A 1,221-nucleotide genomic window follows, 5' to 3' on the forward strand; every position below is an offset into this window, starting at 1 on the left:
TACGCCTTCCCTAATCGGTTAAGCTTGCCACTGAATGTAAGTCGCTGACCCATTATACAAAAGGTACGCCGTCACCCCTTACGAGGCTCCGACTGTTTGTATGCATGCGGTTTCAGGATCTATTTCACTCCCCTCCCGGGGTTCTTTTCGCCTTTCCCTCACGGTACTGGTTCACTATCGGTCGATCACGAGTATTTAGCCTTGGAGGATGGTCCCCCCATCTTCAGACAGGATTTCACGTGTCCCGCCCTACTTGTCGTACACCTAGTTCCACAACGCTGTTTTCGCATACAGGGCTATCACCTGCTATGGCCGGGCTTTCCATCCCGTTCTGCTAACAATGCTGCTAAAGAGTACAAGGCTCTTCCCATTTCGTTCGCCACTACTTTGGGAATCTCGGTTGATTTCTGTTCCTGCAGCTACTTAGATGTTTCAGTTCGCCGCGTTCGCTTCCGTAACCTATGGATTCAGTTACGGATGACCCATACGGGCCGGGTTTCCCCATTCGGACATCTCCGGATCAAAGCTTGTTTGCCAGCTCCCCGAAGCTTTTCGCAGGCTACCGCGTCCTTCATCGCCTGTGATCGCCAAGGCATCCACCACATGCACTTGTTCGCTTGACCCTATAACGAGTGTGTCTCGATTGCTCGAAACATGTCGCTACAGGATGAGTTCTCGCATTTGTGCCGTATTCCAAGTCATCTTTCGATCACTTAAATACATTTTGGTTGATACAATCACAACCCGGTATCGCGTTTGTACTGCAGCGTCTCATCAACGCTTCGCGACACCTTTACTACATCCCATATTTTTAAAGAACAGCCGATCGTTAGATCGCTTGGCAATGCCAAATGGAAACACTCGCAACGTCTCGTCGCGAAGCGCTTTCATTTGACAACCAATCCAAGGTACCAGGTGATGGTGGAGGATGACGGGATCGAACCGACGACCCCCTGCTTGCAAAGCAGGTGCTCTCCCAGCTGAGCTAATCCCCCTTCGGATAACTTGGTGGGTCTGGTAGGACTTGAACCTACGACCCCCGCCTTATCAAGACGGTGCTCTAACCACCTGAGCTACAGACCCTTGGCTGTAACAGCAAACAAACCGATAAGTGTGAACGCTAGGCTTGAGACACAAGCCTCTAGAAAGGAGGTGATCCAGCCGCACCTTCCGATACGGCTACCTTGTTACGACTTCACCCCAGTCATGAACCCTGCCGTG

General features: G+C 51.4%; 2 tRNA genes and 2 rRNA genes. All 4 read right to left on the bottom strand.

Features of this window, described 5'->3' with window-relative positions:
- A 23S ribosomal RNA gene (locus AC07UK_RS38755) occupies positions 1-623 on the bottom strand; the annotation flags it as partial.
- 296 nt (positions 624-919) lie between these two features.
- Positions 920-995, bottom strand: a tRNA-Ala gene (locus AC07UK_RS38760).
- Between the two features lie 11 nt (positions 996-1,006).
- Positions 1,007-1,083: transfer RNA gene (locus AC07UK_RS38765), tRNA-Ile, on the bottom strand.
- Positions 1,084-1,145: 62 nt separating this feature from the next.
- Positions 1,146-1,221: ribosomal RNA gene (locus tag AC07UK_RS38770) — 16S ribosomal RNA — on the bottom strand; the annotation flags it as partial.

Source organism: Cupriavidus sp. GW821-FHT07C08 (assembly GCF_059419025.1).